The sequence below is a fragment of the Leclercia sp. CFBP8987 genome (assembly GCF_034044995.2).
Taxonomy (GTDB): Bacteria; Pseudomonadota; Gammaproteobacteria; order Enterobacterales; family Enterobacteriaceae; genus Enterobacter; species Enterobacter tamurae.
Window position 1 is genome coordinate 1,365,860 of record NZ_CM188255.1, and the last position, 14,431, is coordinate 1,380,290.

General features: G+C 57.4%; 15 protein-coding genes. 7 read left to right on the plus strand and 8 right to left on the minus strand.

Annotation, left to right across the window (positions count from 1 at the left end; all coding sequences use genetic code 11):
* Window positions 1–46 precede the first annotated feature (46 nt).
* The gene (gene aroG / locus SOM40_RS06475; protein WP_106992390.1) at window positions 47–1,099 is read left to right on the plus strand and encodes a 3-deoxy-7-phosphoheptulonate synthase AroG; all 1,053 of its coding nucleotides are present in this window, start codon (window positions 47–49) and stop codon (window positions 1,097–1,099) included.
* 66 nt (window positions 1,100–1,165) lie between these two features.
* Here aroG and gpmA read toward each other — a convergent pair whose 3' ends face one another.
* From gpmA to modE, 7 genes are all read right to left on the minus strand, one after another.
* Window positions 1,166–1,918 carry a 2,3-diphosphoglycerate-dependent phosphoglycerate mutase gene (gene gpmA / locus SOM40_RS06480; protein WP_032617105.1) on the minus strand — a complete coding sequence of 251 codons (753 nt, stop codon included), beginning with the start codon at window positions 1,916–1,918 and terminating at the stop codon, window positions 1,166–1,168.
* Window positions 1,919–2,129: 211 nt separating this feature from the next.
* Window positions 2,130–3,170 carry a galactose-1-epimerase gene (gene galM / locus SOM40_RS06485; RefSeq protein ID WP_106992391.1) on the minus strand — a complete coding sequence of 347 codons (1,041 nt, stop codon included), beginning with the start codon at window positions 3,168–3,170 and terminating at the stop codon, window positions 2,130–2,132.
* Window positions 3,164–4,312 carry a galactokinase gene (gene galK, locus SOM40_RS06490; protein ID WP_166181889.1) on the minus strand — a complete coding sequence of 383 codons (1,149 nt, stop codon included), beginning with the start codon at window positions 4,310–4,312 and terminating at the stop codon, window positions 3,164–3,166. The genes galM and galK overlap by 7 nt, the downstream gene beginning before the upstream one ends.
* A gap of 2 nt (window positions 4,313–4,314) precedes the next feature.
* The gene (gene galT, locus SOM40_RS06495; protein ID WP_320530735.1) at window positions 4,315–5,361 is read right to left on the minus strand and encodes a galactose-1-phosphate uridylyltransferase; all 1,047 of its coding nucleotides are present in this window, start codon (window positions 5,359–5,361) and stop codon (window positions 4,315–4,317) included.
* Window positions 5,362–5,370: 9 nt separating this feature from the next.
* The gene (gene galE / locus SOM40_RS06500; protein ID WP_106992394.1) at window positions 5,371–6,387 is read right to left on the minus strand and encodes a UDP-glucose 4-epimerase GalE; all 1,017 of its coding nucleotides are present in this window, start codon (window positions 6,385–6,387) and stop codon (window positions 5,371–5,373) included.
* Between the two features lie 205 nt (window positions 6,388–6,592).
* A complete protein-coding gene (gene modF, locus SOM40_RS06505) occupies window positions 6,593–8,062 on the minus strand; it encodes a molybdate ABC transporter ATP-binding protein ModF (protein ID WP_320530734.1) in 1,470 nt (489 codons plus the stop codon).
* 67 nt (window positions 8,063–8,129) lie between these two features.
* Window positions 8,130–8,918 carry a molybdenum-dependent transcriptional regulator gene (gene modE, locus SOM40_RS06510; RefSeq protein ID WP_320530733.1) on the minus strand — a complete coding sequence of 263 codons (789 nt, stop codon included), beginning with the start codon at window positions 8,916–8,918 and terminating at the stop codon, window positions 8,130–8,132.
* A 127-nt stretch (window positions 8,919–9,045) separates the two neighbouring features.
* Here modE and SOM40_RS06515 point away from each other — a divergent pair, with 127 nt between their 5' ends.
* The 4 genes from SOM40_RS06515 to modC all read left to right on the plus strand — a co-directional run bounded on the left by SOM40_RS06515 (window position 9,046) and on the right by modC (window position 11,898).
* A complete protein-coding gene (locus SOM40_RS06515; protein ID WP_032617112.1) occupies window positions 9,046–9,195 on the plus strand; it encodes an AcrZ family multidrug efflux pump-associated protein in 150 nt (49 codons plus the stop codon).
* A 179-nt stretch (window positions 9,196–9,374) separates the two neighbouring features.
* Entirely contained in the window at window positions 9,375–10,151 is a 777-nt protein-coding gene (gene modA / locus SOM40_RS06520) for a molybdate ABC transporter substrate-binding protein (RefSeq protein ID WP_320530732.1), read from the plus strand.
* Window positions 10,148–10,837 carry a molybdate ABC transporter permease subunit gene (gene modB, locus SOM40_RS06525; protein ID WP_106992398.1) on the plus strand — a complete coding sequence of 230 codons (690 nt, stop codon included), beginning with the start codon at window positions 10,148–10,150 and terminating at the stop codon, window positions 10,835–10,837. Before modA ends, modB begins: the two co-directional genes overlap by 4 nt.
* A gap of 2 nt (window positions 10,838–10,839) precedes the next feature.
* Window positions 10,840–11,898: a molybdenum ABC transporter ATP-binding protein ModC gene (gene modC, locus SOM40_RS06530; protein ID WP_106992399.1), complete on the plus strand. Its 1,059-nt coding sequence runs from the start codon at window positions 10,840–10,842 to the stop codon at window positions 11,896–11,898.
* Here modC and SOM40_RS06535 read toward each other — a convergent pair whose 3' ends face one another.
* Window positions 11,899–12,717, minus strand: coding sequence for a pyridoxal phosphatase (locus SOM40_RS06535; protein WP_320530731.1), 819 nt, complete (start codon window positions 12,715–12,717; stop codon window positions 11,899–11,901).
* A 153-nt stretch (window positions 12,718–12,870) separates the two neighbouring features.
* Here SOM40_RS06535 and pgl point away from each other — a divergent pair, with 153 nt between their 5' ends.
* Together pgl and tisB are read left to right on the plus strand one after the other, a co-directional pair.
* Complete coding sequence (gene pgl / locus SOM40_RS06540) at window positions 12,871–13,866, plus strand: 6-phosphogluconolactonase (RefSeq protein WP_106992401.1); 996 nt, start codon at window positions 12,871–12,873, stop codon at window positions 13,864–13,866.
* A 438-nt stretch (window positions 13,867–14,304) separates the two neighbouring features.
* A complete protein-coding gene (gene tisB, locus SOM40_RS06545; protein WP_142488739.1) occupies window positions 14,305–14,394 on the plus strand; it encodes a type I toxin-antitoxin system toxin TisB in 90 nt (29 codons plus the stop codon).
* Window positions 14,395–14,431 lie beyond the last annotated feature (37 nt).

Genomic DNA, 14,431 nt, shown 5'->3' on the forward strand with positions numbered 1-14,431 from the left:
AAGGGATTGCATTCGTTTATAAAAATATGGCAACGCTGGAAAGAACATGAATTATCAGAATGACGATTTACGTATTAAAGAGATCAATGAGTTATTACCCCCTGTAGCACTCCTTGAAAAGTTTCCTGCCACCGAAAATGCTGCCAACACCGTTTCTCATGCCCGTAAAGCGATCCATAAGATCCTGAAAGGTAATGACGATCGTCTGCTGGTGGTGATCGGTCCATGCTCCATTCACGATCCTGCGGCGGCGAAAGAGTATGCCGCGCGTCTGCTGACGCTGCGCGAGACGCTGAAAGATGAGCTGGAAATTGTCATGCGCGTCTACTTTGAAAAACCGCGTACCACCGTGGGCTGGAAAGGGCTGATCAACGATCCGCATATGGATGGCAGCTTCCAGATCAACGACGGCCTGCGCATCGCCCGTAAGCTGCTGCTGGATATTAACGACAGCGGCCTGCCGGCGGCGGGTGAGTTCCTCGACATGATCACCCCGCAATATCTGGCAGACCTGATGAGCTGGGGCGCAATTGGCGCACGTACTACCGAATCTCAGGTTCACCGCGAGCTGGCATCTGGTCTTTCCTGCCCGGTGGGCTTCAAAAACGGCACCGATGGCACCATCAAAGTGGCGATCGACGCCATCAATGCTGCCGGGGCGCCGCACTGCTTCCTCTCCGTCACCAAATGGGGTCACTCCGCTATTGTAAATACCAGCGGTAACGGCGACTGCCATATCATTCTGCGCGGCGGCAAAGAGCCTAACTACAGCGCGGCGCACGTGGCAGAAGTGAAGGCGGGCCTCGATAAAGCGGGTCTGGCTGCACAGGTGATGATCGACTTCAGCCATGCCAACTCCAGCAAGCAGTTTAAAAAGCAGATGGACGTTAGCACCGATGTCTGCCAGCAGATTGCGGGCGGTGAAAAGGCGATTATTGGGGTGATGATTGAGAGCCACCTGGTGGAAGGCAATCAGAATCTGGAAGGCAGCGAGCCGCTGGTTTACGGTAAGAGCGTAACCGATGCCTGCATCGGCTGGGACGACACTGAAACGGTGTTGCGTCAGCTGGCGAACGCAGTGAAAGCCCGTCGCGGCTAAAAAAATGCCGGATAAGCATCCGGCATTCAGAACCTAAGGCCCGGCCATCGCGACCGGGCTTTTTTATTACTTAGCTTTACCCTGGTTCGCAACGGCCGCAGCTTTAGCCGCGATCTCGTCAGCGTTACCCAGATAGTAGTGCTTGATTGGTTTGAAGTTTTCGTCGAACTCATACACCAGCGGTACGCCGGTTGGGATGTTCAGCTCGAGGATCTCGTCTTCGCCCATGTTGTCCAGGTATTTCACCAGCGCACGCAGGGAGTTACCGTGAGCCGCGATGATCACGCGCTCGCCGCTTTTCAGGCGTGGCAGAATGGTTTCGTTCCAGTAAGGCACAACGCGATCGATGGTCAGCGCCAGGCTTTCAGTCTGTGGCAGTTCAGCATCGGTCAGTTTCGCGTAACGCGGGTCGTGGCCCGGGTAGCGCTCGTCATCTTTGGTCAGCTCTGGTGGTGTTACCGCGAAGCCGCGACGCCACTGTTTAACCTGCTCGTCACCGTATTTTTCTGCGGTTTCTGCTTTGTTCAGACCCTGCAGCGCACCGTAGTGACGCTCGTTCAGTTTCCAGGATTTCTCAACTGGCAGCCAGGCCTGATCCAGTTCGTCCAGCACGTTCCACAGGGTGTGGATGGCACGTTTCAGCACGGAGGTATAAGCAAAATCGAAGCTGAAGCCTTCGTCTTTCAGCAGCTTGCCAGCCGCTTTCGCTTCGCCAACGCCTTTTTCGGACAGGTCAACATCATACCAACCGGTAAAACGGTTTTCGTTGTTCCACTGGCTTTCGCCATGACGTACCAGAACCAGCTTAGTTACAGCCATATTTTACTCCTCCAGAACAAGCATTATTTGAATGATAACAATTCTCATTATATTGCCGCAGCTGAGCCACGGGCAACGCTTAACCCTAACCATAGCGAAAATAGTGTCGCAGTGTAAGATGCTTGTGAATGAGGGGTTGTGATTTTGTCCGTAACTGACGCTATTTTCAGCAAGATGGATAAAAAAAGCCCTCCTGCTGGAGGGCCGGTTTTTATTGCGCAGTAAAGTGATATTCCGTCACGCTGACGTAGGTTTCACCCGGGTGCAGCACGCAGTCTGGCTGCGGCCATTCCGGGTGGTTCGGGCTGTCCGGTAAGAACTCGCTTTCCAGCGCCAGGCCTTGCCAGGCCCGGTACTCACCGTCTTCCCGCGCCGGAGTGCCGTCGAGGAAATTACCAGAATAGAACTGCAGGGCAGGGGCGGTGGTGTAGACCGTCATCTGCAGCTTTTCATCGGCAGACCACAGGTGCGCCGCAGGCTGGCCGAGATCGCCCTGGGCATCGAGCAGGAAAGCATGATCGTAACCTTTCACCTTGCGCTGATCGTCATCCACCAGGAAATCCTCGGCAATGGCTTTGCTGGTGCGGAAATCAAAGCTGGTGCCTTCAACCGCTTTTAACCCTTCCTGCGGGATCCCCATCTCATCAACCGGCAGATACCTCTGGGCCAGCAGTTGCAGCTTATGATTGCGCACGTCGCTGCAGTCGCCGTCGAGGTTGAAGTAAGCGTGGTTGGTCAGGTTGACCGGGCAGGGCTTGTCTACCGTTGCGCGGTACTCAATGGCGATCCGGTTATCTTCCGTTAAGCGATAATGGACGCTCGTCTCACAGTTACCCGGGTAGCCCTGATCGCCATCCGGGGAGTGGAGGGTCAGCAGCGCTTCGCCATCATTCTGCTTGATAATGCGCCAGCGACGCTTGTCGAAGCCGTCCGGGCCGCCGTGAAGCTGGTTTTCACCCTGGCTCGGCAGCAGCGCATAGCTCACGCCGCCAAGCTCAAAGTGGCTTTTAGCGATACGGTTGGCGTAACGGCCCACCGAGGCGCCAAGGAACGCGGTTTGTTCAATGTATTGCTCAGGCGACGCGCAGCCGAGCAGGGTTTCGCGCACGCTGCCATCACGCATCGGGACGCGGGCTGACAGGAGCGTGGCGCCCCAGTCCATCAGCGTCACCACCATCCCGGCGCTATTGCGCAGGGTTAACAGGCGGTACGGCAGGCCGTCAGGGGCGAGAGCAGGGGTTTCGTTTAGCACTGGCCAGCTCCTTGTGAGGCGTTGCAGACGTAGAAGGTCTCTTTGATGCCGGTTTTGGCTTCATACTGCTGTTCAACAGCCTGCTGCACTACCGGAACCAACTCTTCCGGCACCAGCGCCACCACGCAGCCACCGAAACCTCCTCCGGTCATGCGTACGCCGCCCTGTTCACCAATCGCCGCTTTCACAATCTCCACCAGGGTGTCGATCTGCGGCACGGTGATTTCGAAATCATCGCGCATGGAGGCATGGGACTCGGCCATCAGCTCACCCATACGACGCAGATCGCCTTTCTCCAGCGCCGCCGCCGCTTCCACGGTACGGGCGTTTTCGGTCAGGACGTGACGAACGCGTTTCGCCACCACCGCATCCAGCTGGTGAGCCACTTTATTGAACTCAGTGAGCGAGACATCACGCAGCGCAGGCTGCTGGAAGAAGCGCGCGCCGGTTTCGCACTGCTCGCGGCGGGTGTTGTACTCGCTACCGACCAGAGTGCGTTTGAAATTACTGTTAATGATGATCACCGCCGCGCCTTTCGGCAGGCTGACCGCTTTGGTACCCAGCGAACGGCAGTCGATCAATAACGCGTGACCTTTTTTACCCAGCGCCGAGATCAGCTGATCCATGATGCCGCAGTTACAGCCGACGAACTGGTTCTCTGCTTCCTGGCCGTTAAGGGCGATTTGTGCCCCATCCAGCGGCAGGTGATACAGCTGCTGGAAGACGGTGCCGACGGCTACTTCCAGCGAGGCGGATGAGCTTAAGCCCGCGCCCTGCGGCACGTTGCCGCTGATCACCAGATCCGCGCCGCCAAAATTTTTGTTGCGCTTCTGCAGGTGTTTTACCACGCCGCGAACGTAGTTCGACCACTGCTGGCTGTCATGCTCAACAATCGGCGCATCCAGCGAGAACTCGTCGATTTGGTTGTCATAATCCGCCGCCAGCACGCGTACCTTGCGGTCGTCGCGTTTCGCGCAGCTGATCACCGTCTGGTAATCAATGGCGCAGGGCAGCACGAAACCGTCGTTGTAGTCGGTGTGCTCGCCGATCAGGTTAACGCGGCCAGGCGCCTGAATCGCGTGAGTGGCAGGGTAGCCGAACTTTTCAGCAAACAGGGCGTGGGTTTTATCTTTCAGAGTCATTGTTATTCTCCGGATTCGCGAAAATGGACATCACTCACTGCACGCAGGCGCTCTGCGGCCTGTTCAGCCGTCAGGTCACGCTGGGTCTCTGCCAGCATCTCGTAACCGACCATAAATTTACGTACGGTTGCGGAGCGCAGCAGCGGCGGATAAAAGTGGGCGTGCAGCTGCCAGTGTTGATTCTCTTCGCCATTAAACGGCGCGCCGTGCCAGCCCATGGAATAGGGGAAGGAGCACTGGAACAGATTGTCATAACGGCTGGTCAGCTTTTTCAGCGCCAGGGCCAGATCGCTGCGCTGGGCCTCGCTCAGATCGGTGATCCGCAGAACATGCGCTTTCGGCAGCAGAAGTGTTTCGAATGGCCACGCCGCCCAGTACGGCACCACGGCTAACCAGTGCTCGGTCTCCACCACGGTGCGGCTACCGTCGGCCAGCTCGCGCTGGACGTAGTCCAGCAGCATCGGCGACTGCTGCTCAGCGAAATAGGCTTTTTGCAGGCGATCTTCCCGCTCCACTTCGTTGGGCATGAAGCTGTTGGCCCACACCTGGCCGTGCGGATGGGGGTTGGAGCAACCCATCGCCGCGCCTTTATTCTCGAAGACCTGCACCCACGGATAGCTCTGCCCCAGCTCGGCGGTCTGTTCCTGCCAGGTTTTCACCACCTCGGTCAGGGCCTCAACGCTCAGTTCCGGCAGGGTTTTGCTGTGATCCGGCGAGAAGCAGATCACCCGGCTGGTGCCGCGTGCGCTTTCACAGCGCATCAGCGGATCCTCACTCTGCGGCGCGTCCGGCGTGTCGGTCATCAGGGCGGCAAAGTCATTAGTGAAAACGAAGGTGCCTTGGTAATCGGGGTTAACATCCCCGGTGACGCGGGTATTCCCCGGACAGAGGAAACAGTCCGGGTCGTGCTGGGGCAGCGTTTGTTTCGCTGGCGTTTCCTGCGCGCCCTGCCAGGGGCGCTTGGCGCGATGCGGAGAGACCAGGATCCACTGCCCGGTTAACGGATTAAAACGACGATGTGGGTGATCGACGGGGTTAAATGGGGTCATGACAGATCCTTAGTCCGGGTAACCCTGCGGGTGGCGAGACTGCCAGCGCCAGGTATCCTGTGCCATTTCATCGAGCGTGCGCGAGACACGCCAGTTAAGCTCTTTCTCGGCCTTGCTGGCATCCGCCCAGTAGGCAGGCAGATCGCCGTCGCGACGTGGGGCAAAGTGGTAGCTCACCGGTTTGCCACAGGCGGCGCTGAAGGCGTTAACCACATCCAGCACGCTGCTGCCGACGCCCGCGCCGAGATTATAAATATGGACGCCCGGTTTATCCGCCAGCTGCTGCATGGCCGCGACGTGACCGTCGGCGAGATCCATCACATGGATGTAATCGCGCACGCCGGTGCCGTCCGGGGTCGGGTAGTCGTTGCCGAACACCGCCAGCGAATCACGACGGCCCACCGCCACCTGAGCGATATACGGCATCAGGTTATTCGGAATACCCTGCGGATCTTCCCCCATATCCCCTGACGGATGCGCACCCACCGGGTTGAAATAACGCAGCAGGGCGATGCTCCACTCCGGCTGGGCTTTTTGCAGGTCGGTGAGGATCTGTTCCACCATCAGTTTGCTTTTGCCGTACGGACTTTGCGGCGTCCCGGTCGGGAAGCTTTCGGCATAAGGGATTTGCGGCTGGTCGCCATAGACGGTGGCCGAGGAGCTGAAGATGAAGTTTTTCACGCCCGCCGCGCGCATGGCAGAGACCAGACGCAGCGTACCGTTGACGTTGTTATCGTAATACTCCAGCGGTTTCGACACCGACTCGCCGACGGCTTTCAGCCCGGCAAAGTGGATCACGGTATCAATGGCGTGATCGTGGAGGATCTCGGTCATCAGCGCTTCGTTACGAATATCGCCTTCGACAAAGGCAGGCTGTTTACCGGCCAGACGTTCCATAACCGGCAGCACGCTGCGTTTACTGTTGCACAGGTTATCGAGGATGATGACGTCGTGGCCGTTTTGCAGCAGTTGCACACAGGTATGACTTCCTATGTAACCGCTACCACCTGTTACCAGAACTCGCATATTTCGCTCCATTAGGCTTATGGTATGAGATAATCCTAGCATATCAGACAGCAGGAAAGTGTGACATGGGATAAAATAGTGGAATCGCTTACACTGCATTAAGCGCAGCAGCGTTCCGGCTAAAAAAGGATTGTAAATCAAAGTGCCTGGGGTGGGATGTTGCAGGTTATCTGAAAAAGGCGGGGGCGTGGCCCCCGTCAGGGTGTCAGACCGGGCCCGTCTGGTAGCGGTAACTGTCGCCGTCAGCGACAAACTCCAGCCGATGGGTGATACAGGCGGGGGCATCTTCCGCATGGTGGGAGACAAACAGCAGCTGCGTTTCCCCTTCGCTAATCAGGACATCCACAAAGCGGCGAATCAGCTGGCGGTTGAGCGGATCCAGCCCCTGCAAAGGTTCATCGAGGATCAGCAGGGTCGGGTGTTTCACTAGCGCGCGCACGATCAGCGCCAGCCGCTGCTGGCCCCACGACAGGCTGCTGAAGGGGGCATCCGCGACCCGGTTATCCATGCCGAGAATATCCAGCCACTGCTGCGCCAGCTTGTGCTGCTTATCGGAAACCGCCTGATAAATGCCAATGGAGTCAAAATAACCCGACAGAATAACGTTGCGCACCGTGGTGCTGACCCGGTAGTCGAGGTGCAGGCTGCTGCTGACGTAGCCGATATGCTTTTTGATATCCCAGATGGTTTCGCCGCTGCCGCGACGGCGGCCAAACAGGGTTAAATCGTTGCTGTACCCCTGGGGGTGATCGCCGGTAATCAGGCTCAGCAGGGTTGATTTCCCGGCGCCGTTAGGGCCGACAATTTGCCAGTGCTCACCGGGATCCACCGTCCAGCTGAGCTGGTCGAGGATTGGGCGATCGTTATACGACACCACGCCGTCATTGAGTACAATCCGCGGTTGATCCTGCGGCAGGGCATGGCGCGCCGAAGGGGCATCCGGTTCCGGCAGGGTGATGCCGTTTAGTTTTTCGCTGTGCGCCAGCTGGGCAATCAGGGCTCGGTTCAGCAGGTGGGCTTTTTCACCCACCGCCGTCAGGGTGCAATCCGCCAGTACCCCGGCGTTCTGCACAAAGTCGGGGATCTCGTCAAAACGGTTCAGGACCAACACCAGGGTGTAACCCTGCTGATTGAGCGAGGCCAGCAGATCCGCCAGCTGCCCGCGCGATTTCACATCGAGGCCGTCGAAAGGCTCATCGAGGATCAGCAGTTCGGGCTCGGCCATCAGGGCCTGGCAGAGCAGCGTTTTGCGGGTTTCACCGGTGGAGAGGTATTTAAAGCGTCGGTCGAGCAGGTGAGTAATGCCGAACTGTTCCGCCAGCTCGCGGCAGCGGGCCTCGTCTTTGACCTCGTCCTGGATGATCCCAGCCGCCGTGCGGCCGGTATCCTCTTCGCCGGGGCTGAGCAGGTCGGTGTTATTGCGTTGCCACTCGTCGCTGACCAGCTTTTGCAGCTGTTCGAAGGAGAGGCGGGTGAGGCGCGTAAAGGTGCTCTGGCGTTCGCCCTTCAGCAGCGTCAGCTCCCCGGCCAGCGCCCGGGCGAAGGCAGACTTGCCGCTGCCGTTACTGCCAACGAACGCCCAGCTTTCACCAGCATTGAGCGTAAAATCCGCGAGCGTGAGCGTTCGGGTATCGCTAAGACGAAACGTGCCTTGCGAAATTTGCAATGATGACATGACTTATCCCATTTTTTGCAGCAATAAGTCTCAGGGATACCCACTGTCGGCGCGAATGTCAATGCGCTTAGCACAACGTGGCGATAATCACCCGGTCAGCATTAAAATATGCCGTCGCCTCAGCACCTTCTTCTAAACCCAGGCTCTGGGCCAGGGGCAGGGTGGCGCAGAGCGTCTGGCCATCGGGCAGGGTCATCAGCACTTCACACTGCTCGTCGCCACGATCGATATGGTTGATGATCCCTGGCAGCTGGTTATCCGCCTGCTTCGCCGTTTCATTGTCCTGAGTGATGCTGACCCAGGGCGCTTTCAGCAGCACCAGCACTTCTTTGCCCTCATCCAGCCCCAGCCGCTTACCGCTCCGGGCAGTAATCGCCGCTTTCAGGCGGGTGGTGCCGTCGGCAAGCAAGACCTCCACATGCTGTTGCACCTGGTCGTTATCGCGGGCGGTAACGGTGCCAAACCACTGGTTGCGGGCGCTGGTCTGTAAAGAGAAACGCGAGATGGCACCGAGCAGGCTGTCCAGCGGCAGGGCGTCGTCATGGCTTAAGACATCGAAGGCTTTCTGTTGGATCTGCGCCAGCAGGTCATAGAGCTGGATCAGCCGCTGTCCGTAGCGCGTCAGAATCGCACCGCCGCCGCCTTTGCCGCCGGTGGCGCGATCGACCAGGGGGTGTTCGCTCAGGATATTCATCTCGTTGATAGCATCCCAGGCGCTTTTGTAGCTAATGCCGGCGTTCTTTGCTCCCTGGCTGATGGAGCCGGTCTGCGCGATCTGTTTAAGCAGGGCGATGCGGCGGGGATCGGCAAACAGTTTTTGCTGAAGACGTAGGGTGAGGAGAATTTCGGCCTGCATAACAATGTCCTGGCAAAAGGGGTATTGTGACGGAATTCGTTTTATGCGCAAACTGTACCGCACAAAAGGGGATGTATTTCTCGCTTTTCCGGTTAGAATGAAGCATTCACATTGTCTGGAGAAAGCCATGTTAGAGTTGCTGAAAAGTCTGGTATTCGCCGTAATCATGGTGCCAGTGGTGATGGCTATCATCCTCGGTGCTATTTACGGTCTGGGTGAGGTGTTCAACATCTTTTCCAATGTCGGCCACAGAAAACAGCCGAAAAAGCAGAATTAATTCCCTGTAAAAACGCCCGGTTCCGCCGGGCGTTTTGCTCTCAAGTTTCCCCCCTCCGCGCCGATATTATTTTTGGCATCAATTTGATCTACTCACCGATCGGTACGATTTAACGCTGGGCAAACCCTGGGGTTATCGTTATATTTCGCTGTATATAACGAAACTCAAAGGAGCTAAAGATGGCACGTGCATGGTTACGCCTTTTCGCAGGGGCAACGCTGACCCTCACCCTGACCGGGCATGCCCTGGCGGATGAGGGCAAAGTTACCGTCTTCGCGGCGGCCTCCCTGACGAACGCGATGCAGGATATTGCAGCGGCGTATAAAAAAGAGAAAAACGTTGAGGTGGTATCATCGTTTGCCTCTTCCTCGACCCTGGCGCGTCAGATTGAAGCGGGCGCGCCTGCCGACCTGTTTATCTCTGCCGATCAGAAGTGGATGGATTACGCCGTCGGGAAAAAAGCGATAGATACCGCCAGTCGTGCAACTCTGCTCGGCAATAGCCTGGTGGTCGTGGCACCGAAAGCGAGTGCTCAGGGCGAGATCGCCATCAATAAAGAGACCAACTGGACCAGCCTGCTGAAAGAGGGGCGTCTGGCGGTAGGCGATCCGGACCACGTGCCGGCGGGCATTTACGCCAAAGAGGCGCTGCAAAAACTGGGGGCCTGGGAGACGCTGTCACCAAAACTGGCCCCGGCAGAAGATGTACGCGGTGCCCTGGCGCTGGTGGAGCGCAACGAAGCGCCGCTGGGGATCGTTTACGGTTCCGATGCCGTTGCCGGAAAAGGGGTGAAAGTGGTCGGGACCTTCCCGGAAGACTCGCACAAGAAAGTGGAATATCCTGTCGCCATCATCGATGGACATAAAAACGCGACCGTCAGCGCCTTCAACGAATATCTGAAGGGGCCGCAGGCGTCGGCAATCTTTAAACGTTACGGATTTACGACTCACGAATGATATTGACCGATCCCGAATGGCAGGCCGTGCTGCTGAGCCTGAAAGTCTCTTCCCTCGCGGTTGCATTTAGTTTGCCCTTTGGGATCTTTTTCGCCTGGTTGCTGGTCCGCTGTAAGTTCCCCGGTAAAGCGCTCCTCGACAGCGTTTTGCATCTGCCGCTGGTGCTGCCGCCAGTGGTAGTCGGCTATTTGCTGCTCATCGCTATGGGGCGCCGCGGGTTTATCGGTGAGCGTCTGTACGAGTGGTTTGGCCTGAGCTTTGCCTTCAGCTGGCGCGGGGCGGTAATGGCCGCCGCGGTGATGTCGTTCCCGCTGATGGTGCGGGCGATCCGCCTGGCGCTGGAAGGGGTGGATATGAAACTTGAGCAGGCCGCCCGCACGCTGGGGGCCGGGCGCTGGCGCGTCTTCCTGACCATCACGCTTCCCCTGACGCTGCCGGGCATTATTGTCGGCACCGTGCTGGCCTTTGCCCGCTCGCTGGGGGAGTTTGGCGCGACCATCACCTTTGTCTCCAATATTCCCGGCGAAACCCGCACCCTCCCGTCGGCGATGTATACCCTGATTCAGACCCCTGGTGGCGAAGGAGCCGCCGCGCGTCTGTGTATTATCTCCATTGTGCTGGCGATGGTGTCGCTGCTGGTGTCGGAGTGGCTGGCCCGTGTAAGTCGTGAACGGATGGGGAACTGACCATGCTGGAACTCAATTTTACCCAGACCCTGGGCGAGCACTGCCTGACCCTCAACGAAACCCTGCCTGCCAGCGGGATCACCGCCATTTTTGGCGTCTCCGGAGCAGGGAAGACCTCGCTGATCAATGCCATCAGCGGACTGACCCGGCCCCAGTCTGGCCGCATCGTGCTCAACGATCGGGTGCTGAATGATGTCGAAAAGCGCATTTACCTGACCCCGGAAAAGCGCCGGATTGGCTATGTCTTCCAGGATGCGCGGCTGTTCCCGCACTACAAGGTGCTGGGCAACCTGCGTTACGGCATGGCGAAAAGCATGGCCGGACAGTTCGATAAGCTGGTGGCCCTGCTGGGCATTGAGCACCTGCTTGATCGGCTGCCGTCATCGCTGTCGGGCGGGGAAAAACAGCGCGTGGCGATAGGCCGGGCGTTACTCACCGCCCCGGAACTGCTGCTGCTGGACGAACCGCTGGCGTCGCTGGATATCCCCCGCAAGCGTGAGCTGCTGCCCTATCTGCAGCGCCTGGCGCGCGAAATCAATATCCCGATGCTGTATGTCAGCCACTCGCTGGATGAGATCCTGCATCTGGCCGATAAGGTGCTGGTGCTGGAGAACGGCAGCGTGAAGGCGTTCGGTAATCTGGAGGAAGTGTGGGGCAGCAGCGTGATGCATCCCTGGCTGCCGCCGGAGCAGCAGAGCAGCATTATGAAGGTGAGCGTGCTGGAGCACCATCCCCACTACGCCATGACCGCTCTGGCGATTGGCGATCAGCATGTCTGGGTGAATAAGCTGGATAAACCGCTGCACACTAACCTGCGCATTCGCATTCAGGCGTCGGATGTTTCGCTGGTGCTGCAGCCCCCGTTACAGAGCAGCATCCGTAACATTCTGCGCGCCAAAGTGGCCCAGTGTTACGACGATAATGGTCAGGTTGAGGTCCAGCTGGAAATCGGCAGCCGCACGCTGTGGGCGCGCATCAGCCCGTGGGCCAGGGATGAACTGGGGATCAAACCTGGCCTCTGGCTCTACGCGCAGATCAAGAGCGTGTCGATTACCACCTGATCACACCAGGTGGGTATAGATGAATTGCGCGATGCTGTCGGTGGTGTTGTCGCCAATCACAATGTTGGCGCGCGCTTTGACGGCGTCGTCCGCATTTCCCATCGCCACCCCGGTCCCGGCCGCTTCCAGCATACTGATGTCATTGTAGTTATCGCCAAAGGCAATGACATCCTTCATTGACCCGCCGATGGACTCCACATACTGCGCCAGGCGTTTGCCTTTGCTATTGCCTTTGCGGGCGATATCCACCTGATCGTGCCAGGACCATTCACATTCCAGGCCCAGCGTCTGCTCCACGTGTTTAGCGAAGGCGTTCAGCTTTGTGGTGTCCTCATCGGTGAGGGCGAATTTCCAGATGGCGTTAACCTCCCGGGCCGCCTGCGCCAGCGACGGCACCTGAGTGAACACTGGACGCTGCGCTTGCGGCAGCGACAGCGCCCAGTTGCTGGTGCGGATCACGTGGCCGGTCGGGCGTTCGTAAAGCATCGCGTCGTCGACATACATCAGGCCGTGAATGGCGTGTTCATCGAGCAGATCAATTAGTTGCAGCGCCTGGGGAACCGGCAGCGGATCGGCCTGCAGAACCTTTTTTGCTTGATAATCATACAAATAGGTGCCATTACAACAAATTGCAGGTGTATCCAGCGCCAGTGCCTGATAAAAAGGATGAATCGCAACATGATGACGACCGGTCACGATGAGGAGCTGGTATCCCACTTCCTGAGCACGTTTCAGTGCCTCAAGCGAAGAGGGGAGCAGGGTTTTTTGCGGGGTTAACAGCGTACCGTCTAAATCCAGTGCAATCACACGCGAGGTCATTTGATCTTCCGGGTTAATGTTGAAAGGGCAGAATGAGCAGATGGTACACCGCGCAACTAACGCTGCAAAATTCCTGGTTAAAATTCAGCATTCACCGTTAAAAAAGACTATCCTGGTACATTACTTTTACGCGCAGTGAGGAAAGGAGCATTCATGAAACAAACCGTTTATACCGCCAGTCCTGAAAGCCAGCAGATCCATGTCTGGCGTCTGAATCCCGAAGGTACACTCACCCTGGTTCAGGTCGTCGATGTTCCCGGCCAGGTTCAGCCGATGGCGATCAGCCCGGATAAACGTTTCCTGTATGTGGGTGTGCGTCCGGAATTCCGGGTGCTCGCGTACCGTATCTCTCCTGACGATGGCGCCCTGACGTACACGGCCGAAGCGGCCCTGCCAGGTAGCCCGACCCATATCTCAACCGATCTGCAGGGGCGCTTTATCTTCAGCGGCTCTTACAACGCTGGTTGCGTCAGCGTGACCCGCCTGGATGACGGCATCCCGACGGAGACCGTTGAGGTGGTTGAAGGCCTGGAAGGGTGTCACTCAGCTAACATCTCCCCGGATAACCGCACCCTGTGGGTACCGGCGCTGAAACAGGATCGTATCTGCCTGTTTACGCTGGGTGATGACGGCAAACTGGCGGCGCAAACGCCGGCAGAAGTCACCACCGTTGAAGGTGCTGGCCCGCGTCATATGGCGTTCCACCCGAACCAGAAATTTGCCTACGTAGTGAATGAGCTGAACTGCTCGGTAGACGTCTGGGCGCTGCGCGATCCGCACGGCAATATCGAGTGTGTCCAGACCCTGGACATGATGCCAGCTGACTTCACCGACACGCGCTGGGGGGCGGATATCCACATCACGCCTGACGGGCGCCATCTCTATACCTGCGACCGTACTTCCAGCCTGATCACCATTTTCAGCATCTCTGAAGATGGCAGCGTGCTGGCTATTGAAGGCTTTCAGCCGACCGAGACCCAGCCGCGCGGCTTTAACGTCGATCACAGCGGTAAATTCCTGATTGCGGCAGGGCAAAAATCGCACCATATCGCACTGTATGAGATTCAGGGCGAGCAGGGGCTGCTGGAAGAGAAGGGACGTTATGCCGTCGGCCAGGGGCCAATGTGGGTGGTGGTTAACGCTTACTAAGGCGGATGAAATAAAAAAACCTCGCACATGCGAGGTTTTTTTATGCCCGGTGGTAGCCGGGTGAGCACATCGATATAAACCAACTCACTTATCTTAGCGCCGCAGATAATGCTTACACAACCTCAGACACGTACCGATGTTAGATCAGGTTATGATGATATAAATATAACTATTTGATTTATAATGATTTTAATTGCTTCCCTTTATACATTCTTATTTGATGGAGAGCTGTTTAAATATACAGCCTTCTCTGTTTATAATCAGCTGTTGGTATCAATGTGTGGCAGTCCGCTATCAGGGATCTTTTTCAAGTCCTGGCTGGCGGGTGGTGCCGTCAGTGCCTTAACTGCGGAGCACATCGATGTAAACCAACGCCCACTGGTGACAGGCAGCGGAAAGGTAAGTCAGTGGAAGTGCTCCTGACCAAAGGAGTGGCGTATGAGCAGTATGGGATGGGTAATTCTGTTCCTGCAACTCATGGTTGCAGTATTGCAACTGCTGGATGCGTATCTTAAGACCGGTGCCTGACGTGCCCAGCCGCAGCATCAAGGGGGAGTCACTCCCC